This window comes from Actinoplanes sp. NPDC051513, assembly GCF_044454685.1.
Classification (GTDB): Bacteria; Actinomycetota; Actinomycetes; order Mycobacteriales; family Micromonosporaceae; genus Actinoplanes.
The window spans coordinates 23,236-48,861 of the sequence record NZ_JBITDW010000022.1 but is presented as its reverse complement, the minus strand read 5'-3'; the positions used below and the strand labels follow the sequence as shown (position 1 = coordinate 48,861).

Below are 25,626 nucleotides of genomic sequence, written 5' to 3'. Positions count from 1 at the left end.
CCGGTGCGGCGCTGCACGCGCATACCAGTGGAGGACCCGCTACCGCGCGGTACCGGCCCAGCGTAAACCACGCCCGGGTCCACGGTCAGCCATCGCCGGTGGCGGCGCGGGCGGTCCAGTGCGCGACGAGATCACCCCCGGCGGCCCGGTTGGCGCGTAGGTGATCGAGCCACGTCGGGCCCAGCTGGGTCAGCTCCACGAGGTTGCCGTCCGGGTCGCGGACAGCGGTGATCCGGGACTCCGTGCCGAATTCGACCGGCGGATAGCAGAGCTCGACACCACGTTCGACCAGCCACGCAACGAGCTCCTCGAGGTCGAAGACCATGAAGGCGAGCTTGACCGAGCCGACGTCGGTGGGCTCGCCGGGGTAGTCGGCCTCCGGGTGGATGGCGACGTGAACGTCGCCGAGCTCGCATGCCCAGTGCGGCTCGGAGCCGTCGTGCTGTTCCTCGATGAGCGGCAGGCCGAGGACGTCGCGGTAGAAGGCGACCAGGCGTGTGGGGTCGCCGGTCACGAGGATGATGCCGGAGAGGAACCGGAGGTTCTCGGGCCGCTGAGCGCCGGTCTCGGACATCGCCGCAGTCTATGGCTCCCGCGGGAACGCTGTTGTGCAAGCGGTCAGCCTGACAGGCGGTAGAGCGTCAGCGCGGCCAGCGACGGCCCGTCCACGATGTGGCTGTACACGCACGGCGCTGCCTTCCCCGTACGGAATAAAAAGCGCACCGGCGGGAAGTTGGGCCGACAGACCGTTGATTCGGCGCTTGTGGACGTTTAGCTTCCTCGATTAGGAAACTTTCTTCAACGTTTACGCCCCTGGAGGGCTCATGCGCGGTCTGACCCGCCGTCTCGTCGCTGTGGCCGCTGTGGCTGCGTCGGTCGTGGCGGTCACGCCTGTCGCGGCACAGGCGCATGGCAGGAGCAAGTCCTACGTCAAGGTCGGCTACTTCACGCAGTGGGGTATTTACGGCCGCAACTTCCAGCTCAGCAAGGTGCAGAACTCGGGCGCGGCGGCTCGGCTGACGCACATCAACTACGCCTTCGGGCCGGTCACGGCGGCTGGCTTGTGCGCATCGGCCGATCCCTGGGCGGACTGGCAGACGCCCTTCTCGGCGGAGCTCAGCGTCGACGGGGTGGGGGACGTCGCGGGGCAGCCGATCTCGGGCAACCTCAATCAGCTCGCGGAGCTCAAGGCCAAGAACCCGAAGCTGCGTGTGCTGATCTCGCTCGGCGGGTGGACCGGGTCGGCGTACTTCTCGGACGCTGCCCTCACCGACGCGTCGCGCAAGAAGCTCGTCAGCTCGTGTGTCGACTTGTGGATCAAGGGCAATCTGCCTGGCCTCTCGACGGGGGTCGCGGCGGGGATCTTCGACGGCATCGACCTCGACTGGGAATGGCCGGGGTCGGAAGGGAACGCCGGCAACGTTATCCGCCCGGAGGACAAGCACAACTTCACGCTGCTGACAGCAGAGTTCCGGGCGCAGCTCGACAAGCTCGGCAAGTCGACCCGCAAGCACTATGACCTGACCGCGTTCCTGCCGGCGGCGCCCGCGAAGATCACGGCCGGGTTCGAGGGGAAGATCTTCAAGTACCTCGACTTCGGAACCGTGCAGGGCTACGACTACCACGGCTCCTGGGAGCTGCGGTCGAATCAGCAGTCCTCGATCTACGTGCCGAAGGGCGCGCCCGACAACCCCGATTTCTCCGCTGACGGCGCGATACACGCGTGGGTCAAGGCGGGGGCGCCGAAACAGCAGCTCGTCCTGGGCCTGCCCTACTACAGCCAGGGCTGGACCGGGATCACGTCCGGCGGGAACGGCCGGTTCGCGACGGCGACCGGAGCGGCTCCGGGTGTCTTCGCGAATGGGACAGAAGACTACAAGACCGTCAAGAACCTGCCGGGCTTCAAGGTCTACCGCGACTGGCGGGCCGGCAACTCGTGGCTCTTCGACGGCACCACCTTCTGGACCTACGACGACCCGGCGCAGATGCTGCAGAAGACGCTCTACATCCGGGCCAAGGGCCTGGGCGGGGCGATGATGTGGTCGCTCGACGGCGACGACGACAACGCGTCGCTGACGAAGGCCATCAATCTCGGGTTGATCTCGTAAGGGTGTTTGTTACACGGGCGTGGCGGTGCCGTTAAGCGCACCGCCTCGCCCGTTCGGCGCACAGTGATCGACTCGCTTCGCCCCGCATCGTTAGCGTTTTCGTGGGCCCACATCCCCGGCCCACCAGAATGCGAGGAGGTGCGGCTGATGGCCGAGCCTGAATCTCCCGAAACACCACCGACGGAAAACCCGGTGGCGGAAAACCCCGTGGCGGAAAACCCGGTGGCGGAAACTCCGGTGGCGGAAACCCCGGTGGAGCGCAGGTCCGATCGAAGCCCATGGAACTGGCTTCTGCTCATCCCCATCGTGGTGCCGCTGCTGACGTTCCTGTACAACCACGACGAGCCGCGGATCGGCGGATTCCCCGCCTTCTACTGGATTCAGTTCCTGTTCATCCTGCTCGGTGTCGCGACCACCAGCCTCGTCTACCGGATGACGAGGCGGTGACCAAATGAGCGATCACATCACCGAAATCATCATCTTCTCCGCGCTGTTCCTGCTGGTCAGTGGCATGGGATTCGTGGCGGCGCGGTGGCGGGCGCCGAAGGACATGGCGCACCTCGACGAGTGGGGCCTCGGCGGCCGCAGCTTCGGCGGCTGGATCACCTGGTTCCTCGTGGGCGGCGACCTGTACACCGCGTACACCTTCGTCGCCGTGCCCGCGCTGATGTTCGGCGCCGGCGCCGCCGGGTTCTTCGCGGTGCCCTACACCGTGATCATCTACCCGATGTTCTTCCTGATCCTGATCAGGCTCTGGTCGGTGTCGCACCGGCACGGCTTCGTCACGCCCGCCGATTTCGTGCGCAGCCGTTTCGAGTCGCCCACGCTCGCGTTGCTCGTCGCGGTCACCGGCATCGTCGCGACGATGCCTTACATCGCGCTGCAATTGGTCGGCATCGAAGCGGTGCTCAAAACGATGGGCGTCACCGGCGACAGCCTGCTCGCCCGGCACGCGCCGATCATCATCGCGTTCGCGATCCTCGCCGCGTACACCTATCAGTCCGGCCTGCGCGCGCCCGCGCTGATCGCCTTCGTCAAGGACACATTGATCTACATCGTGATCCTGGTGGCGATCCTCTACCTGCCGTACAAGCTGGGCGGCTGGGGCGACATCTTCGATGCCGCCGACCAGAAATTCCAGGCGAGTCCCAATCCGGGCGACGGCATCCTGCTCAATGCCAACAACCAGCTCCAGTACGTGACATTGGCGCTCGGCTCCGCGCTCGCGCTGTTCCTGTACCCGCACAGCATCACCGGCGTCCTGGCCAGCAAGAATCGCACCGTCATCAAGCGGAACATGTCGGCGCTCCCGGCATACAGCTTCCTGCTCGGCCTGATCGCGCTGCTCGGTTTCATGGCCATCTCGGCGGGCGTGAAGCCGTTGCCCGGCGCCAAGGAGGGCACGCTCGACACCAACACCGTGGTGCCGTTGCTGTTCGACCAGCAGTTCCCGGCCTGGTTCGCCGGCATCGCGTTCGCTGCCATCGGCATCGGCGCCCTGGTGCCCGCCGCCATCATGTCGATCGCCGCGGCCAACCTCTTCACCCGCAACATCTACAAGGAATACCTGAAGTCCGACGCCACCCACGCCCAGGAGGCGCAGGTCTCGAAAATCGCCTCGCTGGTCGTGAAAATCGGCGCGGTCGCCTTCATCGTCTTCCTCGACCCGCAATTCTCCATCGACCTGCAACTGATCGGCGGCGTCGTCATCCTGCAAACCGCACCCGCGGTCGCGCTCGGCCTCTACACCCGCTGGATGCACCGCGGCGCGCTGATCGCGGGCTGGGTGGCCGGCATGGGCCTGGCGTTGTGGATGCTGTGGCAGATCCCGAACGCCGCCACCAAGCGGGCGCATTTCGGTGGTTCCGCGTTCCCGCTCGAGAAGTTCTGGCTCTTCGACAGCCCGAAGACGATTTACGTCGGCTTCGTGGCGGTCGCGGTCAACCTTGTGGTGGCCGTTCTGGTGACGTTCCTGCTGCGCGCTCTGAAGACTCCCGAGGGCACGGACGGCACGACCCGGGACGACTATTTCGCCGACGAAGGCGACCCGCGCGTCGACAAGAGCGAGACCACCGTGGACGCGGTTTCGTCCACTTGATGGCCAGGCCCGCTCCCGGGTCGGAGAACGCCGCAACCCCATGTGGGTGGCGGCGTTCTCGCCGTTCTTGCGCTTTTGGTGACGGACGAGTCGGCCTGTACGCCGGATTCTGTTCCCGGCTTTCGCCGGGGGCGGTCATCCATCTAGGCCTGCCGTCGCCGGCAGGCTCGTGCAGCCTACCCGCAGGCTCGGGCGAGCAGCCCTCGAACGCCTGCGCCGGCCCGGGCTCTTGCGAACCCCGGCCTTGCTTGGCCTTGCTCCGGGTGGGGTTTACCTAGCCACCCCGGTCACCCGGGGTGCTGGTGAGCTCTTACCTCACCGTTTCACCCTTACCGGCCACGTGGGCCGGCGGTTTGTTTTCTGTGGCACTGTCCCGCGGGTCGCCCCGGGTTGCCGTTAACAACCACCCTGCTCTTCGGAGTCCGGACGTTCCTCGGTGACACCCCGGCGAAGGGAGTGCCGACGCGACCGCCCGGCCGACTCGTCCGTCGCTGCGATTCTACGGGTGGGCGGTCGAGGCCGTAGATTCACTCCCACCATGGATCTCTCGCACATCCTTCTGCTGCTGGTCGCCGGGGTCGCGGCGGGGACGGTCAACGCGATCGCCGGCGGCGGGTCGCTGATCACGTTTCCCAGCCTGATCGCTACAGGGCTGCCGACCGTCGATGCCAACGTCACGAACTCGGTCTCCGTCTTCCCGGGGTACGTGTCGAGCGTCGCCGGGAGCCGGGTCGACCTTGCAGGGCAGGGACGGCGGGTACGGGCGATCATTCCGACCAGCATCGTCGGGTCGGCGGCGGGATGTGCGCTGCTGCTGCTCACGCCGGGGCGTGTCTTCGAGATCGTCGTGCCGTTCCTGGTGCTGGGGGCGGCGGCGACGCTCGCTTTCCAGGATCGGTTGCGGGGGCTGGTGGGGCATCCGCGGCACATGTCGGCGCGGCGGGCGGCGGTCACGCTTCAGGTGGTCGTCTTCGTGGGGGCGATCTACGGCGGGTACTTCGGGGCGGCGCTCGGCGTCATGTACGTGGCGGCGCTCGCGCTGATCCTCGACGAGCCGCTGAAGCGGATCAACGCGCTGAAGAACGTGCTGTCGGCGGCCGTGGGGCTGGTCACGGTGGTGGTCTTCGCGATCTTCGCGAACGTGCACTGGGGCGCGGTGCTCGTGCTCGCGCCGGCTACGGTCGTCGGCGGTTACGCGGGGGCCAAGCTGGCCCGCCGCCTGCCGGCCCGGGTCCTGCGCTACCTGATCGTCACGTTCGGCACGGTCATCGGGCTGATCCTCCTGTACCGGGCCGTCCGCTGATGACGGTCGATTGGGAAAAGCTCCAGCACGCGTACGGAAGGGCAACCGACCCGCCCGGGCACCTGGCCGCCCTGGAGCAGGACGACGCCGAGGCGCGGCAGGCGGCTCTGGATCACCTCGACATGGCGGTGCTCCACCAAGGGTTTCCTGAGACGGCCACGGCGCCGGCGGTCCGGGCGGTGACCGCGCTGCTCGCCGAGGGGCGCACGCACCCGGATGTCATCGGCGGGCTGCTGGAATTCGTGGGCGATGCCGCGCGGAGCGTGAGCCTGCTGGCGGGCAACGACTACTTCGCCGAACTTCTGCCGGACGTCGCCGACGCCGTGACGGAGGCCTATGAGCGGGTGTTCCCGCTGCTCGAAGCGAGCCCGGAGAACCTTGTGGAGATCTGCCGCACAGCCGTGGCGCGATCAAGCGCCTCAGCCGAGGGTGAGATCCGAGGGATCGGTGTTGGCCCCGCACAGCAGCACCACCACCCGCTCGCCCGGCGCCGGCATGTAGACGCCCGACGTCAAGGCCGCGTAGGCCGCCGCCGTCCCGTGCTCCACCACCAGCCGGTAGTCGTCCCACAGCCGGCGGCGGGCGTCGACGATCGCCTTGTCGTCGACCAGCAGCGACGCGATCCCGGCGGCGCGGGCCAGCTCGTACGCGATCTCCCCGGCCCGCCGCGCGCCCAGCGAATCGGCCGCAACGCCGGACACCGGCACGTCGACGGGGCCGCCCGCTTGCAGGGCGGCGTGCAGCGCGGCGGAGGTGGCCGGTTCGACCGAGACGACCGACACGTCGGAGGTGCGGAGGGCGGCGATCATCCCGGCGATCAGGCCACCGCCGCCGACCGCGACCAGAACGGTGTCGAAACCGTCCGGCAGCTGGGAGAGCAGTTCCAGGCCGAGCGTCCCGTTCCCGGCGACCATGTCCTCGTCGTCGTAGGCGTGGCAGAAGTACGCGCCGGACGCCTGGGCCCACTCGACGGCGGCCGCGTACGCCTCGGCGTACTCGCTGCCGGTCTGCACGACCGACGCGCCCAGCTTGCGGAGTTTGTCGACCTTGATCGCGGGGGCGTTCGACGGCACGTACACCTCGGCGGGAACGCCCAGCTCGCGGGCGGCGAACGCGGCCGCCAGGCCCGCGTTTCCGCCGGAGGCCGCCACGATGCCGGCCGAGGGCAGGACGCCCCGGGTGGCCGCCGCGACGATCTGGTTGAACATGCCGCGGGTCTTGAAGCTGCCCGCGTGCTGGGTGTGCTCGAGCTTGAACCAGAGCTTGTCGCCGGCCCGGAGCACGGGGGTACGGCGAATTCGATCGCCGATCCGCCTCGCCGCGGCCCGTACGTCGTCGTCGTCAATCATCGAGTCGACTCTAGGCGATGCTCCAGCTCACCCGCCGCGAGGCGACGGGCGACGGTTCACCCACGAGGCGCGCGAGGTCGAGCAGCCGGTTCGAGAAGCCCCACTCGTTGTCGAACCAGCCCCGCACCTTCACCCCGCCGTCCGCCGTGGCCTGCGTCCCGGAGGGGTCGAAGAGGCACGACGCCGGGTTGTTCTTCACGTCGATCGACACGGTGGGGTCCGGGTCGTACGCCAGGATCCCGCGCAGCGGTCCCGCCGCGGCCTCGGCCATCGCCCGGTTGACCTCCTCGACGCTTACCGGTCGGTCGGTCTGCCCGGAGAGCTCGGCGAGCGAGCCGATCGGAGTGGGCACGCAGTAGTAGCTGTAGCGCATCTCGCCGATCTCGGGCAGCACCACCCGCACCAGGTCGCCGACCACGTAGTTGTGCGGGATGATGCTCTCGCCGGTGGCCCGGCCGAGGCGCGGATCCTCGCGGGACGTGCCGACCACCGAGTCCTGCGACTTCTGCCAGCCCTGGATCGCGAGCACCACCGAGGTGTCCACCGAGCGCAGGCCGAATCGGTCGAGCAGGACCTTCGCCATCACGGTGAGCGCGTTGACCCCGCACGAGCCGGGGGAGACCACGTCGTGCACCGCCGGGTCGTAGATGTGGTGGTTGGCGCCGTAGACGAGGAACGCATCGGGGTCGTCGGCGGACGCGCTGATCACGACCTTGCGGGCGCCGCCGTGGGTGATGTGCCGGCGGGCGCTGGCGCCGGCCCGGAACCGGCCGGTGGCCTCGATGACGACGTCGACGCCGGCGTCGGCCCACGGAATGCGCTCGGGGCGGGGATGGTGGAAGACACGGATCGCGTGGTCATTGACGACCAGATGATCGGAGCGGATCGCGACGGTGCCGGGAAATGCGCCGCGAATACTGTCCCGCCGCAGCGCATAGGCCAGTTTCTCGGCCGACGCGAGGTCGTTGACCGCCGCAATGGATATTCCGGAATCACCGGCCGCCGCCACAATCCTCGTGATACTGCGGCCGATTCGGCCCAATCCGTTGATGCCGATCGTGACAACCATCGAAGGCTCCTAGGCCGCTTGTGATCCGTGCTCGTCGCGCGCCGGCGGCGCGGGCCCGTTATCCCGGATACCACCCGCCGTCACGCCCTCGACACTATGAGTCGTGCAACTTGCACGTCAACGCACGACACATCACAGAGGGACGTAGATCCACATAAGACCAGGTCGCGTGAGTCACGCGATCGTGAACGGGGACTATCGGTCATTGGTGGCGCTTGATGCGACATCGCTCGGAAAGGTGAATGGGGTCTTGGCGGCCGTCCGCGTCTTTCGGATCAGCGATGCGCTTTCCGGCCAGGCGTGCCATTTTCGATGAGAATTTCGACCCGGGCACAGGCGATCGGTATTCCGGAACCGATCAGCCACGTGGGGGGAATCACCGTCGCCCGTTCATCAAGGCGATGCCGCCGAGCAAGGCGAGCATGATGCCCCGCACCCGCGCCGGCGAGCGCGAGCCCTTCTCGCCGAAACGGCCGCATGAGGCGGTTTCGTCCGTAATGCTCGGGGTGTGATGTCTCAGGAGGATCAGCAGGTCGAATCGCTGCTGCGGTTCCGGCGGTTCGCGCTGGCGGTCTGCGTCATCGGCGTGCTCGTGCAGCTCGGCCTGACCGCCTACTACCTCGCCATGGGCCACAAGGCGCAGCCGCACCACCTGCCGGTCGGCCTGGTCTCCACGCCGGCCAAGCGGGAGGCCGCGATCACCCTGCTCACCGCGAACGACTACTTCAAGGTCACCGACTACGCCACCTCGGACGACCTGATCATCGCGATCAAGCGCCGCGACGTGTACGGCGGCGTCGACATCACCGCGAGCAAACCGCACCTGTACGTCGCGAGCGCCGCCGGAGTCCCGGCCGCCGGCCTGCTGCGCACCACCTACACCTCCGTCGTGCAGCAGCAGACCGCGCAGACCCTGACCACGCTCGCCGACAAGGGCGACAGCATGAGCGTGAGCGAGGCGCAGGATCTCAACGCGCCGCCGGCGATCACCGACGTGGTGCCGCTGCCCAGCGACGACGTCAACGGCGTCTCGCTCGGCTTCCTCACCCAGGCGCTCGCGCTCGGTGGCACGATCGCCTCGATGGGCCTCGGCCGGCTCATCCCGCGCGCCCGGCGCTCCTGGCGGCGCGGCATCGCGCACGTGTCGATCCTGATCGTGTACGCCGTGGGCTCCGCCGCCGTCATTCTCTGGTCGATGACCTGGTTCGGCGTCGGCGAGACCGCGGACCGCGGCGAGATCCTCGGCATCTTCTCGCTGATCTCCCTCGCGATCACGGCCTCCACGGCCGGCGCGGTGGCGCTGCTCGGCCCGGCCGGCGCGCTGATCGGCGCCATGTACTTCACGCTCGGCACGGTCATCTCGGGCGCCAGCATCCTGCCCGAGTTCCTGCCGGCGTTCGGCCGGCGCCTCGGCGAGAACCTGCCCACCGGCGCCGGCGTCCAGGCCGTCCGCGACGACCTCTACTTCCCGGCCGCCCCGATCCGCGAGCTTTTGATCGTGCTCGGCCTCTACGCCGGGATCGGCGCGCTGGTTGTGCTGATCACCAACATGCTCCCGAACCGGAAGAACCAGACCTCCGAGGTCGAGCTGGAGCTGACCGAGCGGCTCGAGGGCGCCGAGCGGCGCGAGTCCGTGTCGATCTAAGCCTCATCCCGGCGCCCAGGCGACCGATTCCTTGCAACATGCCCATCCGCACCAGTGTCACTGTCCCGTTGCGGTTTCCGGACGGCTACGCCACCACGGCCCAGGTGACCACGTTCACCGGGCTCGCCGACGGCCGCGAGCACCTGGCGCTTTCCTTCGGCCCGGCGGCGAACGTCCCGCTGGTGCGGCTGCACTCCGAGTGCCTGACCGGCGACGTCTTCGGGTCGGAGCGGTGCGACTGCGGGCCGCAGCTGCGCGAGGCCGTCGAACGGATCTCCGCCGAGGGCGGCCACCTGCTCTACCTGCGGCAGGAGGGCCGCGGGATCGGGCTCTACGCCAAGCTCGACGCCTACGCGCTTCAAGATCAAGGGCTTGACACGTACGCGGCCAATCGCGCCCTCGGGCACGCGGACGACGAGCGGGACTACACGGCGGCGGCGCAGATGCTCGCGGCTCTGGGCGCCACCGAGATCGACCTTCTGACCAACAACCCCGACAAACCCGAACAACTGCGCCGGCACGGCATCGGCGTGCGGCAAGTGCTTCCCACCGGGGTGTACGCGACCGCGGCCAACGTCCGGTATCTGCAGGCGAAGGCGTCGCAGACCCGGCACACTCTGACGCTGCCGATCGCGGGCTGACGCTCAGATTCCCGCCGCCGCGCCGAACGGAAATATGTGGGAATCGAGGGAGTTAACAACCGGATCGCCGATATCCAGAGCCGGATCATCGCGCTGCAGACCCAGCAGACCGGCCGCACCACGCAGAGCCAGTCTTCTCCGGCCGGTGTGGCAGGCGACGACTTCGCCAGCTATTTGTCGGACGCCGTCTCGCAGACGTCGACGTCCGGCCGCACATACTCGCTGAACGGCAAGGGGATTCCCACCGACCTCGAGGCGTACGGCAACGGGAAGATCCCGGCGAGCGCGCTCGAGCAGGTCGGCAACACTCGGCACAAGCTCTGGGGGCCGGCCGCCGAGGCGCTCACCCGGATGATGGCGGACGCCGAGAAGGACGGCGTGCACATCGGGATCACCGACTCCTACCGCCCGTACACCGAGCAGGTCGACCTCGCCCGGCGCAAGGGCCTGTACTCACAGGGCGGGCTGGCGGCCAAGCCCGGCACCAGCGAACACGGCTGGGGCATGGCCGCCGACCTCGACCTGAACGCGAAGGCGCTCGCGTGGGTGCGGGAGAACGGCGCCAAGTACGGATACTTCAACACCGCCTCCCGCGAGAGCTGGCACTGGGGCTTCAAGCCCAACGAGGTCTCAGGCGGTGGCCAGCAGTTCGCCGTGCAGTAGCGACATCCAGCCGTCGGGGTGCGCCGCCCAGGCGCGCCAGCCGTCGGAGATGCGCTGGAGGTCTTCTTGCGCGGCCGCGCCGGTGCGCAGGGCGGTGGCGGCGAACTCGGACTTCAGCACCCGGTCGGCCCACATGCCGCCCCACCACTCGCGGTCGGCCGGGGTGGCGAAGCACCACGTGCTCGACGTCGCGGTCAGGTCGGTGAAGCCGGCATCGCGACCCCAGGCGAGCAGACGGCGGCCGGCGTCGGGCTCTCCGCCGTTGCCGCGGGCGACCCGCTCGTACAGGTCGAGCCAAGCGGTGAGCTCGGGGAACTCCGGGAACCAGGTGAACGCCGCGTAGTCGCTGTCGCGCACCGCCACCACGCCGCCGGGCTTGGTGACCCGGCGCATCTCGCGCAGCGCGGCCACCGGGTCGGTCACGTGCTGCAGCACCTGGTGTGCGTGCACGACATCGAACGTGTCGTCGGCGAACTCGAGCGCGTGCACGTCGCCGGTCGCGAAGTCGACATTCGTCAGGCCGCGCCGGGCGATCTCGGCCCGCGCCAGGTCGAGCGCCTCCGCGGTGACCTCGAGCGCGGTCACGCGGGCCGGTGTGACGAGAGTCGCGAGGTCGGCCGTGATGGTGCCGGGGCCGCAGCCGACGTCGAGAACCGAAACTCCGGAAGTCAGCCGGGGCAACAGGTATGCCGCCGAATTCTCTGCGGTGCGCCACCGATGCGAGCGCAAGACCGACTCGTGATGTCCGTGCGTGTAGGTCGCCATGCCTTCGAAGCTAGTCCCGCTGTCCCTCTATCTGAGAATAAAATCCCACGATTTGGTACGGGGTGAGTTAAGCGATTTCTTCCCGGGCACGTCAGGCCGTACTTTTGTCGGCATGAGGATCGGCATTGTGGGCGCGACGGGACAGGTGGGCAGCGTCATGCGGCGCATCCTGGCCGAGCGCGAGTTTCCCGTGGACCAGCTTCGGCTGTTCGCTTCGGCACGTAGTGCCGGTCGCACGCTCCCGTGGAAGAACGGCGAGGTCACCGTCGAGGACGCCGCGACCGCGGATTTCGGCGGGCTCGACATCGTGCTCTTCTCGGCGGGCAAGGGCAGCTCGAAAGAGCTGGCGCCGAAGGTCGCCGCGGCCGGTGCGGTGGTCATCGACAACTCGTCGGCCTGGCGGATGGACCCTTCCGTTCCGCTCGTGGTCAGCGAGGTCAACCCCGACGCGGCCCGCAACCGGCCCAAGGGCATCATCGCCAACCCGAACTGCACGACCATGGCCGCGATGCCGGTGCTGCGCCCGCTGCACGACGAGGCCGGGCTGGTCGCGCTGGTCGCCACCACGTACCAGGCCGTCTCCGGCGCCGGGCTGGCCGGCGTGAGCGAGCTCGACGAGCAGGTGAAAAAGGTGGCCGACCGGGCCACCGAGCTCACCCACGACGGGTCGGCCGTCGAGTTCCCGGCGCCGCGCTCGTTCGCCAAGAACATCGCCTTCAACGTGCTGCCCCTGGCCGGCTCGATCGTCGACGACGGTCGCGGCGAGACCGACGAGGAGCAGAAGCTGCGCAACGAGAGCCGCAAGATCCTCGGCATCCCGTCGCTGCTGGTCTCCGGCACCTGCGTCCGCGTACCGGTCTTCACCGGCCACTCGCTGCAGCTCAACGCCCGCTTCGCCCGGCCCGTCTCGCCCGCCCGCGCCCGCGAGCTGCTCGCGACCGCGCCCGGCGTCGAGCTTTCCGACGTGCCGACCCCGCTCGAGGCGGCGGGCCGCGACCCGTCCTATGTCGGCCGCATCCGTGCCGACGAGACGGTGCAGAACGGTCTCGCGCTGTTCGTCTCGAACGACAATCTGCGCAAGGGCGCGGCGCTCAACGCCGTCCAGATCGCCGAGCTGGTGGCCGCCGAGCTCTAGGTTTTGTGCTTCCGCTGACCGCCCCGGCCGACACGGCCGGGGCGGTTTTGGTGAGATCGCCTCATTTCCACTGTGGAAATCTAGGACTTTTTGCCCGAATCGGTGGCGGATGGTCGGTTTTAGAGGCAGAGTGATTGCATGAACGACAGTGGGCCCAGCGGAGGCGGCTACTTCTGGTGCCTCCGCGACAGCCGTGTCGAGACCGGCGACGACCTATGTCCCGCCCAGTACCGGCTCGGTCCCTACGCCACGGCCGACGAAGCGACGCGGGCACTCGAAACCGTCGAGAAGCGCAATGCGGAGTGGGACGCCGAGGATGCCCGCTGGACCGGGGAGGTCAGCTAGCACCGGCGCGCGACCCCCTGTGTCCAAGCCGGAATTCGCAGTCTCCAGGCGGAGACGAGCCCGCAGTCATTCGCAAGGAGGAACACCCTGATGGCCGCTGCCAAAAAGGCTCCGACCAGAGCAATCGCAGGCACCGGGAAAAAGACCGGGCGCGCTGCTGCCATTGCGCCGGCGAGGAAGGCCGCCGCGATGCCGGCGGGAAAGAAGGTGGCGGCTGCGGCCGCCCGCAAGCCCGGGACGGCCACCGTCCGCACGACGACCACGACGCGGCCCGTGGTGCCGAAGCCGACCTCGCCCAACAAGGCTGCGGCTGCTGCCCGTAGGCCGGTCGCGGGCGCCAAGACGGTCGCCGCCGGCAGGGCAGCCGGGGTGAAGACCGCTACTGCCAGGACCGCATCGCCCAAGACGGCTGTCGCCAAGACGGCTGTCGCCAAGACGGCGGGCGCCAAGACGGGTGCGGCCAAGGCGGCTGCGGCCAAGACAGGCGCGAAGGTGACCGCTGCGAAGACGGCGGTCAAGGCGACTGCCGCGAGCGCGGCGAAGTCGGGTGCCGGGAAGGCTGCTGCTGGAAAGGCGACGATCATCGCGCAGCGAACCGCGGCGGGGAAGACCGCTGGGACCGGGCGGACCGCGGCCGGGAAGGCGACCATCACGGGCAAGGCGATTGCGGGCAAGCCAGTTGCGGGCAAGCCAGCTGCAGGGAAGACGGTTGCGGGCAAAGCGATTGCGGGGAAGGCCTTGGCCAAGCCGACGTCGAAGCCCGCTCGGCCGGTCAAGCCCACCAAGCTGAGCACCCTGAAGCCGGCCACCGGCAAGCCCAGCGCCGGCAAGGCCCCGACCAAGGCCGTGAAGGCGGGGGCGCGCGGCGGAAAGGTCGGGAGCAACCGGCGGCCGGTCACGCCGCGGCGTACCGCGGCGGCGCTGAGCCCGATGCCGGGCATGATGTCGGCGACGATTCCGCCCGAGTCCACGCCCGCGGCGGACATGGACGACTCGATGCCTACTGCCCCGGCGCCGGTCATGGACGAGCCGACCGAGTCGGGGATCAAGCCGGCGGCCGGTGCGGCGACGCGGCGTGGCCGGGTCGCGGACATGCCAGCGGTGATCGGGTCGATCAGTGGGATGCCGGTGATCACGCCGGATCCCGAGGTCAAGAAGGCGGCCGCGGCGGCTGCCAAGGCGGCGGGCAGGGCGGCGGGCAGGGCGGCCACGCGGGCCAGGACGGCGGCCGGCAAGGCGGCGGTGGCGAAGACGGCCGCGGGCCGCACGGCGACCGCGAAGAAGGCCGCCGCCAAGGCCACGACGGCCACGAAGGCGGCGGTGGCAAAGACGGCCGCGGCGGCGAAGAGCACGGTCCGGGCGGGCGCGGCCGCGACGGCGCCGGCCAACAAGACGGCCGCCAAGAAGGCGCCGGCCACCAGGAAGGCGACCGCCACGGCGGCTGCCAAGGCGACCGCTGCTAAGACGGCTGCCAAGGCGACTGCGGCGAGGACGGCTGCCAAGGCGACTGCGGCGAGGACGGCTGCCAAGGCGACTGCGGCGAGGACGGCTGCCAAAGCGACGGCTGCGAAGACGACGGCTGTCAAGACGGCTGCCGTGAAGACCGTGGCGAAGAAGACCGCGGCCACGCGGGCGGCCAAGGCGAGCGCGGTGGCGGCCAAGACGGCGGCGATGGCGCGGTCCGCAGCCAAGACGGCGACGGCCACCAAGACAGCGGCCACGAAGACGGCGGCGGCCAAGACTGCGGTCAAGACAGCGGCGGCTAAGACTGCGGCGGCCAAAGCGGCGGCGGCTAAGACTGCGACAGCCAAGGCCGCGGCCAAGACAGCAGCGGCCAAGACCGCAGCGGCCAAGACCGCAGCGGCCAAGTCAGCGGTCAAGACAGCTGCGGCCAAGACGGCTGCGGCCAAGACGGCTGCGGCCAAGACGGCTGCGGCCAAGACGGCTGCGGCCAGGACGGCTGCGGCCAGGACGGCGGCGGCCAAGACTGCTGCGGCCAAGACTGCTGCGGCCAACCGGAGTGCGGCGCGGGCCGCGGCCGGCAAGTCCGAGACGGCGATGGCCAACAAGCAGGCGGCCCGGTCGGCGGCGGGTAAGGGTATGGCCAGGACGGCGGCCAAGGTCGCGGGGGCTCGGGCGAAGGCAGCTCCGCCGGCCAAGGTGGCGGCGACCAGGACGGCTGCGAAGTCCGCGGCTGCCAAGGCCACCGCCGCGAAGAAGACGGCGGCCAAGGCGGTCGGCACGGCGAAGAAGGCCACTGCCAAGGTCGCGGGCGGGCGGGCAGCGGCGAAGAAGGCCACTGCCAACGTCGCGGGCGGGCGGGCAGCGGCGAAGACCACGTCGGCGACGGCCGCGAGCAAGATGACCGCAACCAAGATGACCGCAACCAAGATGACCGCAACCAAGATGACCCCGGGCAAGACGACGTCGGGTAAGGCCGCCGTCGGCAGGATGGCGGGGACCACGGCGGCGGCGACGAAGGCGGCTGCCCGGGCCGGGGTCGCCGGTTCGATGGCGGCCAAGGCGGCCAACCGGGCGGCGCCGGCCAAGGCGGTCAAGCGGTCGGCTACCAACGAGGCGGCTACGGCGCGTGGGCGGGCCACGAAGACCACGAACGTTGCGAAGGCGACCAACGTGGCCCGCGTGGGTCCGACCGCCAAGACGTCGGCGACCAACGCGGCCAAGGTTGCCAAGGCGGCCACGGCTGCTGCGGCGCGGACGGCGGCGGCGGGCAACGCGGTGGGTGCGAGCTCGGGGCGTACGGGCTCCGGGCGTACGGGATCGGGGAGAAAAGTCGCCGCCAAGCGCGCGCGATAAGGGGAAACCTGCCGGTGGCCATGCCCTTGGGCGTGGCCACCGGCTTTTTTGCGGCTGGTAGGAATGAGCCGTGCCGATCAAACGGGTGTGGGCGCCGCAGATCGACTTCTCGGTGCTGCGGCGGGAGTTGCGGTTGCCGACGGAGTTTCCGGAGGCGGCGCTGAGCGAGGCCAGGGCGGCCGCGGCCGACCCGCCGCGGCCGGCGGTCGATCGGACCGACGTGCCGTTCGTGACGATCGACCCGGCTACCTCGCGCGATCTCGACCAGGCGATGCATCTGAGCCGGCGCGACGGCGGCTACCGGGTGCGGTACGCGATCGCGGATGTGGCGTCGTTCGTGCCGCCGGGTGGGGCGCTCGAGGCCGAGACGTGGGTGCGCGGGCAGACGATCTATCTGCCGGACGGGCGGATCCCGTTGCACCCGGAGGTGCTCGGCGAGGGCGCGGCCAGCCTGCTGCCCGACGGCGACCGGGCCGCGGTGGTCTGGACCATCGACCTCGACGCCGACGGCGAGACGACCGGGGTCGCGGTGGAGCGGGCGCTGGTGCGCAGCCGGGCCAAACTTGACTACGTGACCGTGCAGGGGCAGGTCGACGCGGGCACGGCGCCCGAGCCGATCGCGCTGCTGCCCGAGCTGGGCCGGCTGCTGGCCGAGCGAGCCGCCGCCCGGGGCGCGGTCAACCTGCCGCTGCCCGAGCAGGAGGTCGAGCGCGACGGCGACGGCTGGCGGCTGGTGCTGCGCGCGCCGCTGCCGGTCGAGGAGCACAACGCCCACATCTCCCTGCTCACCGGCGTGGCCGCGGCCGGCCTGATGCTGCGCGGCCGGATCGGGTTGCTTCGCACGATGCCGGCGGCCCGGCCCGAGGCCGTCGAGAAGCTGCGGGCGGCGGCCGGGTCGCTGGGGGTTTCCTGGCCCGAGGGCGCATCCGTCGGCGCGGTGGTCGCGGCGGTCGATCCGGGCACGCCGCGCGGCGCGGCCTTCCTCGACCAGGCGGCGGAGCTGTTGCGGGGCGCGGCCTACACACCGTTCGACGGCGACGTGCCGGCCGAGACCGGGCACGGCGGGGTGGGCGCGCCGTATGCGCACGTCACGGCGCCGCTACGGCGGCTGGCCGACCGGTATGCCACCGAGGTGTGCCTGGCGCTCGCCGCCGGCGTGGAGGTGCCGTCGTGGGCGCGTGAGGCGCTGCCCCGGCTGCCCAAGGCGATGGGGGACACCGACCGGCTGGCGGGGGCGGCGTCGCGGGGCGCGATCGACCTGACCGAGGCGGTGCTGCTGCACGGGCGGGTCGGCGAGACCTTCGAGGCGGGCGTGGTCGACCGGGACGAGGCGCGCGGGAATCGGCCGGCGGGCGGGACGGTCGCGCTCGACGACCCGGCGGTGCGGGCGCGCTGCGTGGGGGATCTGCCGCTGGGGGAGAGGATCCGGGCCACGCTCACCATCGCGGACCCGGTTGCCCGGAAGGTGGAGTTCGAGCACGGGGGCCGTTGAGGCGCGGGGCGCGCGGCGAGATCTCGCGGCAGCCCAGCCCGGAAGCGGCGGCAGGAGGCCGGGACGGCAGCGGCCGGCCTCCGTGGCCGGGGGCCGGTCGCTGCTCGTACGCGAAAGGGTCTTTAAGAAATGCAGGCGCAGATGATGAGCGCCGCGCCGAAATGGGTCGCGGCCGAGACCATCGCGCCGCCGTGGCGGTCGGGGGTGCAGATGACGTCGCCGAGCTTGCCGGGGGTCATCCAGTCGAGGACCAGGAAAGCCAGGCCCATGATGGCGATGCCGATGACGCCGAAGATGACCGTCGAGGCGAGGCCCTGGCCGAACGAGTCGTAGCTCGTGAAGATGGCCGTGAAGACGATCAGGGCGATGCCCAGCTGGTTGGCGGCGAGCAACAGCGACGCGTTGGGATTGCGATCGGTCCAGATCAGGTCACGCAGCTTGCCGGGCGTGAGGATATCGATCAGGACGTATCCGAGGGCCATCAGGCCGATACCGACGAGTCCGAACACGATGCTGCGGCCAGCACCCTCGAGCAGATCTTGCAGCACGGTCTCTCCTTCAGCGAAGTCAGGAGAGACCGTACAAGAACAGATCTACAGTTCTACAGCGCTCCCAGATAACGTTCCCGCTCGTAGGGGGTGACTTCACGCCTGTACTGCTCCCACTCGGCCCGCTTGTTGCGCAGGAAGAAGTCGAACACGTGCTCGCCGAGCACCTCGGCGACGAGCTCGGACTTGCTCATCACGTCGATGGCCTCGGAGAGGTTTTCCGGCAGCGCGTCGTAGCCCATCGCCTTGCGCTCGGCGGGGGAGAGCGACCAGACGTCGTCCTCGGCGCCCGGGGGCAGCTCGTAGCCTTCCTCGATGCCCTTGAGGCCGGCGCCGAGCATGACGGCGAAAGCCAGGTAGGGGTTCGTCGCCGAGTCGATCGAGCGGACCTCGACGCGGGCCGAGTTGGGCTTGCCGAAGGCGGGGACGCGGACCAGGGCGCTGCGGTTGAGGTGCCCCCAGCTCACGAACGCGGGGGACTCGGTGATCGCGTTGGGCAGCTGGAGCGGGAAGAGGCGCTTGTAGGAGTTGACCCACTGGTTCGTCACCGCGGTGTACTCGCGGGCGTGCACCAGCAGGCCGGCGATGAAGGCGCGGGCGGTCTTGGAGAGCTTCATCGGGTCGTCGCCGTCGTAGAACGCATTGCGCTCGCCCTCGAACAGCGACAGGTGGGTGTGCATGCCGCTGCCGGGCTGGTCGGTGTACGGCTTCGGCATGAAGGTCGCGCGGACGCTCTGGGAGAGCGCCACCTCTTTCACCACGTGCCGGAAGGTCATGATGTTGTCGGCCGTGGTCAGCGCGTCGGCGTACCTCAGGTCGATCTCTTGCTGGCCGGGGGCGACCTCGTGGTGGCTGAACTCGACCGAGATGCCGATGCGCTCGAGGGCGAGCACGGCCTGACGGCGGAAGTCGCGGGCGACCGAGTGGGTGGTGTGGTCGAAGTAACCGCCGGTGTCGACCGGGATCGGGACCGAGCCGTCCAGGGGACCGTCTTGCACCAGGAAGAACTCGACCTCGGGGTGGGTGTAGAAGGTGAACCCCTTCTCGGCGGCCTTGGCCAGCGAGCGGCGCAGCACGTGGCGCGGGTCGGCCCAGGCGGCGCTGCCGTCGGGGAGCAGGATGTCGCAGAACATGCGGGCGCTCTCGCCGCTGACGCCGCCCTCGAACGGGAAGACCTGGAACGTGGTGGGGTCGGGCATGGCGACCATGTCGGACTCGTAGACCCGGGCGAATCCCTCGATCGCCGAGCCGTCGATGCCGATGCCCTCCTCGAAGGCGGACTCGAGCTCGGCGGGGGCGACGGAGACGCTCTTGAGGGTGCCCAGCACGTCGGTGAACCAGAGCCGGACAAAACGGATATCGCGCTCCTCGAGAGTGCGAAGCACGAACTCCTGCTGTCGGTCCACGTTCACTCCTGATCCGAGGGTGTCCTGGCGAGCCAGTCTTGCCGGGCTCCGTTACGCCGAGATTACGCTGGCCCGGCCCTGTCGGAGGTCCCGGGTGGCTTCCCGTCGCGTGGGGAAGAATAAGCGTCATGCCCACTCTTCGGATCGCCCTGGCCCAGGTGAACTCTACGGTCGGCGACATCGCCGGGAACGCGGCCGCGGTGCGCTCGTGGTCGCGCGCCGCCGCCGATGCCGGAGCTCAGTTGGTCGCGTTTCCGGAGATGATGCTCACCGGGTATCCGATCGAAGACCTGGTATTTCGGGATTCATTCGTTTCCGCCTCGTTGTCTGCTCTGTCCGACCTGGCCGCTTCCCTTGCCGCTGATGGGCTGGGCGATCTTGCTGTCGTGGTGGGTTACGTGGACGCTGACGGGCCGGCGGCGACCAGCTCTGGTGCGACGCCGGGGTGCGGGCGACGGGATGCCTCAGCGCTCCTTTTTGGTGGAAAAATCGCGGCAAAGTACTTCAAACACCACCTGCCCAACTACGGAGTCTTCGACGAGGACCGGTACTTCGAGCCGGGGGAGTCGCTCACCGTGGTGCGGTTCGGCGGGGTGGATGTCGCGCTCACCGTGTGCGAAGACATCTGGCAGGCCGGCGGGCCGTTCACCGCGGCGCGGCGGGCGGGGGCGGGGCTGGTGCTCAACATCAACGCCTCGCCGTACGAGCTGAACAAGGACGACGTGCGGCTGCCGCTGGTGATGCGGCGGGCGGCCGAGGCCGGGGCGACCGTCGCGTACGTGAACGCGGTGGGCGCGCAGGACGAGCTCGTCTTCGACGGGGACTCGATGATCGTGACGGCGGGCGGCGAGTTGCTGGCGCGGGCCGGGCAGTTCACCTCGTCGCTGTTGATCCATGATCTGCCGCTGCCGGCCGCCGATGCCACGCCGAACCGGGCGGAGAAGACGGACGCCGAGCCGCTGCCGATCGTCGAGCAGTGGATCGACGACGACATGTCGGTGGAGCGGGTCGTTCTGGATGCCTCGCCACGGCCCTCCCATCGCGATCGGGTGGACGGTGGAATCGCGGCCCGGATCGTGGACGAGGCCGAGGTGTGGTCGGCGCTGGTGCTGGGCCTGAAAGACTATGTCAACAAAAATGGGTTCAGATCGGTAATTTTTGGGCTGTCTGGGGGCATCGACTCGGCGGTGGTGGCGGCGATCGCGGTGGACGCGCTGGGCCCGGATCGCGTCTTCGCGGTCTCGATGCCGAGCTCGTACTCGTCGCCGGGCTCGCGTGACGACGCCGCCGAGCTGGCCAAGCGCACCGGCATCGACTACCGCGTCGAGCCGATCCAGCCGATGGTCGACGCGTTCCTCGCCAACCTGGCCCTCTCCGGCCTGGCCGTCGAGAACCTGCAGGCCCGGGTGCGCGGCGTCATCCTGATGGCGCTGTCGAACCAGGAGGGCCACCTCGTCCTCACCACCGGCAACAAGAGCGAGCTCGCGGTGGGGTACTCGACGCTCTACGGCGACTCGGTGGGCGGCTTCAACCCGCTCAAGGACGTGCCCAAGACGATGGTCTACCGGCTCGCGCGCTGGCGGAACACGCAGGGCTCCGCGGCGCCGATCCCGGAGAGCTCGATCACCAAGCCGCCGAGCGCCGAGCTGCGGCCCGACCAGAAAGACTCCGACTCGCTGCCCGACTACGCGGTGCTGGACCCGATCATCAAGGGCTACGTCGACGACGACATGGGCCGCGACGAGCTGATCGCGGCCGGCAACGACCCCGCGCTGGTCGACCGGCTGCTGCGCATGGTCGACCTGGCCGAGTACAAGCGCCGTCAGTCTGCGCCCGGCCCCAAGATCTCCGGCAAGGCGTTCGGCCGCGACCGCCGGCTCCCCATTACGAACAGGTTTCGGGAAGGTTTGTGAGAACCTCCACTGACCCCTGACCGTGCGGCTGTCCGGGGTGCGACGATTTCTGGACCCGGGGACCGCAGTAGCGCGGCCTCGAGGGAAGGAGATGACATGTCTGATATTTCGGACATCCCCACCTTGTATGGTGGGCCGCCCACTCGGCGGGTACGCACCCGCGACCTCCTCGCCGCGAAGTCCCGCGGCGACCGGTGGCCGATGCTGACCTCCTACGACCAGTACACCGCATCGATCTTCGATCAGAACGGCGTGCCGGTTCTGCTGGTCGGCGACTCCGCGGCCAACAACGTGTTCGGCTACGAGACCACCCTGCCGGTCACGGTCGACGAACTGCTCCCGCTGGTCCGCGCGGTCGTCCGCGCCACCAGGACGGCGCTGATCGTGGCCGACCTGCCGTTCGGCAGTTACGAGGAGGGCCCCACACAGGCCCTGCGCACCGCCGTCCGGTTCATGAAGGAGGGCGGCGCCCACGCGGTCAAGCTCGAGGGCGGCCGCCGCGTCGCGGCCCAGATCGAGGCCCTGACCGGCGCCGGCATCCCCGTGATGGGGCATGTCGGCTTCACCCCGCAGAGCGAGCACACGATCGGCGGCTACCGCGTCCAGGGCCGCGAGGAAGAGGGCGCCCAGGTCCTCGCGGACGCCCGGGCCGTGGCCGACGCCGGCGCCTTCGCCGTGGTCCTCGAGATGGTCCCCGGCGAGGTGGCCAAGACCATCACCAAGGAGCTCGCCATCCCCACCGTCGGCATCGGGGCGGGTCCCGACACCGACGCGCAGGTGCTGGTCTGGCAAGACATGGCGGGCCTGCGCACCGGCCGTACCCCGCGCTTCGTGAAGCAGTACGCCGACCTGGCCGGCGCGCTGGGCAACGCGACGCGGCAGTACGCCGCCGAGGTTCGTGGCGGCGAGTTCCCGGCCGCGGAGCACACCTTCTAAAACACTATTTCGTACGCCTGACCGCCCGGCCCCGCAGTTCACGGGCCGGGCGGTGCCGTCCCGGCCTCCGTGCCGCCACCGCCGGGCTGGGCTGCCGCGAGATCTCGCGGCAGCCCCACCCGTGTCACGGCCGGACGATGCGGAGGCCGGCGCCGATCGCCGTGATACCGAGGCCGGTGACGATCATCCAGATGACGGCCGGGCCGGTGACCGGCAGCTTGCCCGGCTCGGGGCGGACCGCCACGTCCAGGCGCATCGCCCGCGACTTGCCGCTCGGGTCCACCCCGGTCGCGGCGAACGAGTGCTTGCCGGCCGCCAGGTCCGCGGGCACGGTCACGGCCTTCCGGAACGCGCCGTCCGCGTCGGCCCGGACCTGGCCCAGCACGATCGGATCCGAGTAGAGCGTGAGCGTCACGGTGGAGTACGGCGCGTAACCCGTGCCGACCAGAACCAGTTGCTGGCCGGGCGCGGCGTTCGAGATCTGGCCCTGATCGGTTTCGAGGGGCACGCTCGTGGCCGGCGGCGTTCCGGCTACCGGCGGTGCGGTGGGCACCACGGCGGCCGAATAGCCGGACAGCGCCGAGACGCCGCCGGCCGACATCGCCACGACCCGCACCCGGTAGGAGACGCCGGCCGTGCCGCCCAGGACGCAGCTCGTCGCGCCGGTGGTGGTGCAGACGGCGGGACCGGGATCGGCGATCGCGCGGTAGCCGGTCACCGCGACACCGTTGTCCGCCGGAGGCTGCCACGAGATCTGGATCGAGGACGTGCCGGCGACGGCGGTCAGGCCGGTCGGCGCGAGCGGCTTGGTCGGTCGCGGAGTCGGGCTCGTCGACGGCGTGGTCGTCGGGGTCGGGCTTGCCGACGGCGTTGGCGTCGGGGTTGTGGTCGGGCTCGTTGTGGTCGGGCTCGTTGTGGTCGGGCTCGTCGTCAGCGACGGCGAGGGCGACGGGGACGACGAGGGCGGCGGGGACGACGAGGAGGGCGAAGGCGAGGGGGACGCCGGCGTGCCCGGCGTCACCGCGTTGGAGGCGTCGCTGAGCAGCGATTCCCCGCGATCGTTGTCGGTGTTCGACGCCTTGACCTTGAAGGTGTACTCGGTGTCGTTGGCCAGCCCGGTGAAGGTGCAGCTCATGTCGCTGTGCACCACCGGCACGCACGTCGCGCCGCCGGGATCGGCGACGGCGGTGTAGCGCTTGATCGAGTCCCCGCCGTTCGTGCCGGCCGTGTCCCAGCTGACCTCGGCCGAGGTGTTGCCGGCGACGGCGGTCACCGTGGCCGGCGGGTCCGGCAGGACCACGACCTTCAGGCCCCTCGCGTAAATGTTGCCATCGACCGTCACCTGGTTGCCGTCGCTGTCCATCCGGACCAGGTTCGACGGGCTCGGGTACTGCTGGGACGCGTAGACGGTGCCGTCCGGCGTCACGTCCAGGTCGGTGAAGTTGCCGAGGGTCGTGGTGAGCGTATCCACCGTGGGTGGCCCACCCCCCTGCGTGACGCGGTAGACGGTTCCGGTGCTGCCGGCGCCCACATACAGCCGATCCTGGCCGTCGATGGCGAGAACGCTGATCGAGTCGACCTCGGGGTAGCCGACGACCACCGTCGAGGAGGTTCCGGAGGGATCCATCTTGTTGACCGCGCCGCTCGCACGGTCCAGCACGTAAACGGTGCCGTCCTGGCTCACGGCCACGGACGAGTACTGGAGGATGTCGTTGGACGTCAGCGTGGACTCGGTGCCGTCGGCCAGCCGCTTCACCACTCCGTCGTCGGGGGTCGCGAGGTACAACGTGTCCGCGTGGTCGACGACGAGGTCGATGGCGACCGGGAAGACGGTGGTGAAGGACATCGGGGCGGGCGCCTGATCGGCTTCGATCTTGAAGACCTCGCCGTCGTACGACCTTGCCACGTAGACGGTGCCGTCGTCGCCGACCGCGATGCCCGGGCTGCCACCGAAGTTGTTGCCGAGGATCTCGTGGGTCCCGTCCTGGGCGATGCGCACGGCCTCGCCGGCGTTGGCATCGATGTAATAAGCGGCCGCGCCGGTGAGCCCGCCGTCGGCCTCCGCCGGGTCGGGAGCGACCACCCCCAGCAAACCGACCACGATCACCGCAAGGAGCGCGGCGCTGCGCCGCCGCTGAATTGATCTGACCATATCTAGTAAGTTATGGGTGCCTTGTGCGCAATTCAGGGCTTTCGCGAGTTTACGGCGCTGATCCGCATGGCGGCCGGCCTGCGCAATCAGTCGGGGGTGGCGGTCCGGCCGAAGTCGCCGATGGCGGTCGAACCGGAGCGGCGGACCTCGGGGATGTCCTCGATGATCGCGGCGATCGACATGATCAGGGCGACGGTCACCAGTTGGACGATCGCCACCATGTGGCCCAGCGGCATGGCCGCCAGGATCACCGCGGCGGCGGCCAGGCGGTGCCGGACGCCCCGCAGGCGCAGCAGGGCCAGGAAAGCGGCGTGGCCCACCAGGTAGAGGGCCAGACCGCCGCTCAGCGCCAGGGCCGCGTCCCAGTGAAGCGGCTCGAAGGCGTGACCCACCGTCTTCTTGATGCCGACCGCGGTCACCACGATGCCCAGCAGGATGACGTAGTGGGCATAGCCCCAGCCGTTCAGGGCCAGGCGGGCGCGGCGGCGGGGGTTGTCGGTGCGGGCCAGCACGTGCTCGGCGCGGGCGTCGTCGCCGGCGAAGTAGAACCACCACAGGTAGTACGCGACCCAGAGGCCCAGGACCGCGACCAGGATCTCGCCCAAGCCCAGGTGCAGGCCGTGGAAGCCGGCGCCGATCGCGATGATCGACTCGCCGATCGCGATGATGACGACCAGGCCGTGCCGCTCGGCGAAGTGGCCGGCCGAGATCGTGTGCATCTCGATGTTGTGGATGTAGCCGGTCGCGACCTGCAGCAGCGGGGCGGCCACCCACAGCAGGTGCCGCCAGGGCTCGGGCACCAGGCCGCCGGCCAGCACCAGCAGGGCCGAGGCGATGTTCAGCGGGCCGAGCAGGCGCTGCGCCTGGCGGGCGGCCGGGCCGGCGGTGCGGAACAGCAGCCCGTGCACCACGTTGACCACCACGTAGCCGGCGCCGAACAGCCAGCCGTACTCGCCGAAGGCCTCGGGGATCGCGAGCGCCATCACCAGGAAACCGCCCATGCCGATCAGCAGCAGCGTGCGGCGGGTGGTCGAGCTCGGCGCCACCGCGTTGGTGAGCCAGGCGTACCCCGAGTACATCCACCAGACGACGAACAGGATGAGCAGGACGTTGCCCAGCGTCGCCAGGGTCAGATCTTCCGCGAGGGTCTCGGCCAGCTGGGTGATCGTGAAGACGAAGACGAGATCGAAGAACAGTTCCAACGTCGACACCCGTACGGCGGGCGAAGGCTCGGCCATTGG

The 25,626-nt window shown here is 69.7% G+C and carries 22 protein-coding genes and 1 other RNA gene; 13 read left to right on the top strand and 10 right to left on the bottom strand.

Going from position 1 to position 25,626, the window contains the following annotated elements:
- Positions 1–85 precede the first annotated feature (85 nt).
- Positions 86–574 carry a VOC family protein gene (locus ACIA5D_RS40505; RefSeq protein WP_396035836.1) on the bottom strand — a complete coding sequence of 163 codons (489 nt, stop codon included), beginning with the start codon at positions 572–574 and terminating at the stop codon, positions 86–88.
- 250 nt (positions 575–824) lie between these two features.
- Between ACIA5D_RS40505 and ACIA5D_RS40500 the strand changes: the two genes are divergently transcribed.
- The 3 genes from ACIA5D_RS40500 (at position 825) to mctP (ending at position 4,206) form a co-directional block, all read left to right on the top strand.
- Positions 825–2,108 carry a glycoside hydrolase family 18 protein gene (locus ACIA5D_RS40500; RefSeq protein ID WP_396035835.1) on the top strand — a complete coding sequence of 428 codons (1,284 nt, stop codon included), beginning with the start codon at positions 825–827 and terminating at the stop codon, positions 2,106–2,108.
- Between the two features lie 222 nt (positions 2,109–2,330).
- A complete protein-coding gene (locus tag ACIA5D_RS40495; RefSeq protein WP_396035942.1) occupies positions 2,331–2,555 on the top strand; it encodes a DUF3311 domain-containing protein in 225 nt (74 codons plus the stop codon).
- Positions 2,556–2,559: 4 nt separating this feature from the next.
- Entirely contained in the window at positions 2,560–4,206 is a 1,647-nt protein-coding gene (mctP, locus tag ACIA5D_RS40490; RefSeq protein WP_396035834.1) for a monocarboxylate uptake permease MctP, read from the top strand.
- A gap of 82 nt (positions 4,207–4,288) precedes the next feature.
- Here the strand turns inward: mctP and rnpB are convergent.
- Positions 4,289–4,690: RNase P RNA component class A (gene rnpB, locus ACIA5D_RS40485), an RNA gene on the bottom strand.
- A gap of 54 nt (positions 4,691–4,744) precedes the next feature.
- On the opposite strand from rnpB, the gene ACIA5D_RS40480 reads away from it, so the two are divergent.
- Positions 4,745–5,509, top strand: a complete 765-nt coding sequence (locus tag ACIA5D_RS40480) for a sulfite exporter TauE/SafE family protein (protein ID WP_396035833.1) — start codon at positions 4,745–4,747, stop codon at positions 5,507–5,509.
- 419 nt (positions 5,510–5,928) lie between these two features.
- Here ACIA5D_RS40480 and ACIA5D_RS40475 read toward each other — a convergent pair whose 3' ends face one another.
- Together ACIA5D_RS40475 and ACIA5D_RS40470 are read right to left on the bottom strand one after the other, a co-directional pair.
- Entirely contained in the window at positions 5,929–6,858 is a 930-nt protein-coding gene (locus ACIA5D_RS40475) for a threonine/serine dehydratase (RefSeq protein ID WP_396035832.1), read from the bottom strand.
- 10 nt (positions 6,859–6,868) lie between these two features.
- A complete protein-coding gene (locus ACIA5D_RS40470) occupies positions 6,869–7,927 on the bottom strand; it encodes a type I glyceraldehyde-3-phosphate dehydrogenase (RefSeq protein ID WP_396035831.1) in 1,059 nt (352 codons plus the stop codon).
- Between the two features lie 511 nt (positions 7,928–8,438).
- On the opposite strand from ACIA5D_RS40470, the gene ACIA5D_RS40465 reads away from it, so the two are divergent.
- From ACIA5D_RS40465 to ACIA5D_RS40455, 3 genes are read left to right on the top strand one after another with little or no spacing between them, the layout of a single operon-like run.
- Positions 8,439–9,572, top strand: coding sequence for a hypothetical protein (locus ACIA5D_RS40465; protein WP_396035941.1), 1,134 nt, complete (start codon positions 8,439–8,441; stop codon positions 9,570–9,572).
- Positions 9,573–9,610: 38 nt separating this feature from the next.
- The gene (gene ribA, locus ACIA5D_RS40460) at positions 9,611–10,213 is read left to right on the top strand and encodes a GTP cyclohydrolase II (protein ID WP_396035830.1); all 603 of its coding nucleotides are present in this window, start codon (positions 9,611–9,613) and stop codon (positions 10,211–10,213) included.
- A gap of 36 nt (positions 10,214–10,249) precedes the next feature.
- The gene (locus tag ACIA5D_RS40455) at positions 10,250–10,876 is read left to right on the top strand and encodes a D-alanyl-D-alanine carboxypeptidase family protein (protein ID WP_396035829.1); all 627 of its coding nucleotides are present in this window, start codon (positions 10,250–10,252) and stop codon (positions 10,874–10,876) included.
- On the opposite strand, the gene ACIA5D_RS40450 is transcribed toward ACIA5D_RS40455, so the two are convergent.
- Positions 10,844–11,641, bottom strand: a complete 798-nt coding sequence (locus ACIA5D_RS40450; protein ID WP_396035828.1) for a class I SAM-dependent methyltransferase — start codon at positions 11,639–11,641, stop codon at positions 10,844–10,846. The two genes, ACIA5D_RS40455 and ACIA5D_RS40450, sit on opposite strands and share 33 nt — an antisense overlap.
- A gap of 112 nt (positions 11,642–11,753) precedes the next feature.
- On the opposite strand from ACIA5D_RS40450, the gene ACIA5D_RS40445 reads away from it, so the two are divergent.
- Together ACIA5D_RS40445 and ACIA5D_RS40440 are read left to right on the top strand one after the other, a co-directional pair.
- Positions 11,754–12,776 carry an aspartate-semialdehyde dehydrogenase gene (locus ACIA5D_RS40445; protein WP_396035827.1) on the top strand — a complete coding sequence of 341 codons (1,023 nt, stop codon included), beginning with the start codon at positions 11,754–11,756 and terminating at the stop codon, positions 12,774–12,776.
- A 138-nt stretch (positions 12,777–12,914) separates the two neighbouring features.
- Complete coding sequence (locus ACIA5D_RS40440) at positions 12,915–13,121, top strand: hypothetical protein (protein WP_396035826.1); 207 nt, start codon at positions 12,915–12,917, stop codon at positions 13,119–13,121.
- Here the strand turns inward: ACIA5D_RS40440 and ACIA5D_RS40435 are convergent.
- The gene (locus ACIA5D_RS40435; RefSeq protein WP_396035825.1) at positions 13,118–15,526 is read right to left on the bottom strand and encodes a hypothetical protein; all 2,409 of its coding nucleotides are present in this window, start codon (positions 15,524–15,526) and stop codon (positions 13,118–13,120) included. The genes ACIA5D_RS40440 and ACIA5D_RS40435 overlap by 4 nt on opposite strands.
- Between ACIA5D_RS40435 and ACIA5D_RS40430 the strand changes: the two genes are divergently transcribed.
- Both ACIA5D_RS40430 and ACIA5D_RS40425 read left to right on the top strand, forming a co-directional pair.
- Entirely contained in the window at positions 15,513–15,938 is a 426-nt protein-coding gene (locus ACIA5D_RS40430; protein ID WP_396035824.1) for a hypothetical protein, read from the top strand. The genes ACIA5D_RS40435 and ACIA5D_RS40430 overlap by 14 nt on opposite strands.
- Before the next feature lie 70 nt (positions 15,939–16,008).
- Entirely contained in the window at positions 16,009–17,430 is a 1,422-nt protein-coding gene (locus ACIA5D_RS40425; RefSeq protein ID WP_396035823.1) for an RNB domain-containing ribonuclease, read from the top strand.
- Between the two features lie 122 nt (positions 17,431–17,552).
- Here the strand turns inward: ACIA5D_RS40425 and ACIA5D_RS40420 are convergent, their stop codons facing one another.
- A complete protein-coding gene (locus tag ACIA5D_RS40420; protein WP_396035822.1) occupies positions 17,553–17,978 on the bottom strand; it encodes a DUF350 domain-containing protein in 426 nt (141 codons plus the stop codon).
- 53 nt (positions 17,979–18,031) lie between these two features.
- Positions 18,032–19,384, bottom strand: coding sequence for a glutamine synthetase family protein (locus ACIA5D_RS40415; RefSeq protein ID WP_396035821.1), 1,353 nt, complete (start codon positions 19,382–19,384; stop codon positions 18,032–18,034).
- 128 nt (positions 19,385–19,512) lie between these two features.
- Here ACIA5D_RS40415 and ACIA5D_RS40410 point away from each other — a divergent pair, with 128 nt between their 5' ends.
- Together ACIA5D_RS40410 and panB are read left to right on the top strand one after the other, a co-directional pair.
- Positions 19,513–21,297: an NAD+ synthase gene (locus ACIA5D_RS40410; RefSeq protein WP_396035820.1), complete on the top strand. Its 1,785-nt coding sequence runs from the start codon at positions 19,513–19,515 to the stop codon at positions 21,295–21,297.
- A gap of 96 nt (positions 21,298–21,393) precedes the next feature.
- Positions 21,394–22,233, top strand: coding sequence for a 3-methyl-2-oxobutanoate hydroxymethyltransferase (panB, locus tag ACIA5D_RS40405; RefSeq protein ID WP_396035819.1), 840 nt, complete (start codon positions 21,394–21,396; stop codon positions 22,231–22,233).
- A 124-nt stretch (positions 22,234–22,357) separates the two neighbouring features.
- Here panB and ACIA5D_RS40400 read toward each other — a convergent pair whose 3' ends face one another.
- Both ACIA5D_RS40400 and ACIA5D_RS40395 read right to left on the bottom strand, forming a co-directional pair.
- Positions 22,358–24,385, bottom strand: coding sequence for a fibronectin type III domain-containing protein (locus tag ACIA5D_RS40400; protein ID WP_396035818.1), 2,028 nt, complete (start codon positions 24,383–24,385; stop codon positions 22,358–22,360).
- Positions 24,386–24,471: 86 nt separating this feature from the next.
- Positions 24,472–25,623 (bottom strand): low temperature requirement protein A, encoded by a 1,152-nt coding sequence (locus tag ACIA5D_RS40395; protein ID WP_396035817.1) that lies wholly within the window; start codon positions 25,621–25,623, stop codon positions 24,472–24,474.
- Positions 25,624–25,626: the final 3 nt, after the last annotated feature.